The following is a 1,102-nucleotide window of genomic DNA, read 5'->3' as shown; positions in this document are numbered from 1 at the left end:
GGCCTCCAGGGCCAGGGCGCGGTAGGCCCGAAGGTTCCCCTTGCGGGCCTCCACGAAGCCCAAAAGGGTCAGGCGCTCGGCCTCCAGGGGGCCTTCCTGGGGGGCGAGGAGGAGGGCCTCCGCCTCCCGGTCCTTCCCCTCCTCCAAGAGGGCGAGGGCCTGGGACAGGGGGTTGGTCATGGATCCATTCTAGACCACCGCCCCGCGCCCCTTCGCGAAAGTTCACCTTCGCGCAGTGGAAGGCCCCGGAAGGGCCCGGAGCGGGGGCTGGCCCGCATGGAGTTGCGGTGGATCCCCGGGGATCCCCGCATAAACCCCGCAAGGGGAGGCGAGGGGAGAGGGGCCTCCCGGGGGTGGAAAGGTATGCGGCCGGGGTAGCCTGGGGCCATGGTCCGCCGCCGGGAAGTCCTCATCGGTCCCGACCGGCGCCTCCGCTTCACCATGGAGCTGGACCGGGGCCGGCCCCGGTCCTGGGCGGTGCAGCTGGAGTGGTACGACCCCGAGGAGGAGGGCTGGGTTTGGGTGGCCCGGTACGACACCTCAGGGGGAACCCCCCACCGGGACCGTAACCGCATCGCCGCCCACGAGCCCGTGGACCTGCCGCAGGACCCAGGGAAGGCGGCTAGGGTAGCGGAGACCGACCTGGCGAGGCGGGCAGAGGAGTACATTGAGGCCTACCGGGCTGCCAAGGCCCAGGGAAAGGAGGCCTGGTGAACCCCGCGGAGAGGCTGGCAGAGCTGGACGCGATTCTGACGGAAGAACTCCTGGAGAAGGGACTCCTAGGGGAACTCCCCGAGGCCTACCGCCTGGTCCCCCTTCCCTTGGACGAGCCCGAGGTGGCCCAGAAGGCCCTCCTGTGGGCCCATGAGGCTCCCAACCCCGAGGGCTGGCCCCTGGTCTACGCCCTCTTCCTGGGGGGCAAGCCCCTTCGCCTCCTCCTGCCGGAGAGGGAGGTCCCCCTGGGAGTCTCCCAGGCCGCCTAGCCCCAGGCGAAAAGCGGGTGGAGGAGAAGCGTGAGGATCACGTACGACGGAAAGGCGGATGCCCTCTACATCGCCTTCGGGGAAGGGCCGGCCACGGTTCAGGAGGTGGCCGAGGGGAT

The 1,102-nt window shown here is 70.5% G+C and carries 3 protein-coding genes and 1 pseudogene; 3 read left to right on the top strand and 1 reads right to left on the bottom strand.

What is annotated here, in order from left to right; all coding sequences use genetic code 11:
- A pseudogene (locus BVI061214_RS00590) lies at positions 1–180 on the bottom strand (hypothetical protein); the annotation flags it as partial.
- Positions 181–387: 207 nt separating this feature from the next.
- On the opposite strand from BVI061214_RS00590, the gene BVI061214_RS13105 reads away from it, so the two are divergent.
- From BVI061214_RS13105 to BVI061214_RS12235, 3 genes are all read left to right on the top strand, one after another.
- Positions 388–714 (top strand): DUF7718 family protein, encoded by a 327-nt coding sequence (locus BVI061214_RS13105; protein ID WP_053766909.1) that lies wholly within the window; start codon positions 388–390, stop codon positions 712–714.
- On the top strand, positions 711–983 hold the full coding sequence (locus BVI061214_RS00580; RefSeq protein ID WP_053766908.1) for a DUF5647 family protein: 273 nt from the start codon (positions 711–713) through the stop codon (positions 981–983). Before BVI061214_RS13105 ends, BVI061214_RS00580 begins: the two co-directional genes overlap by 4 nt.
- Positions 984–1,013: 30 nt before the next feature.
- Positions 1,014–1,102, top strand: an 89-nt coding sequence (locus BVI061214_RS12235) for a DUF2283 domain-containing protein (protein ID WP_156303181.1), incomplete at its 3' end; no start/stop codon positions are given.

Origin of the sequence: Thermus aquaticus, assembly GCF_001280255.1 — a bacterium.
Lineage (GTDB): Bacteria > Deinococcota > Deinococci > Deinococcales > Thermaceae > Thermus > Thermus aquaticus.
The sequence above is the reverse complement of the archived record's forward strand: the minus strand, read 5'-3'. Positions and strand labels throughout refer to the sequence as shown.

Coding starts and splice junctions, on each gene's coding strand:
- BVI061214_RS13105 (WP_053766909.1), top strand. CDS start 388: ATGGTCCGCCGCCGGGAAGTCCTCATCGGTCCCGACCGGCGCCTCCGC.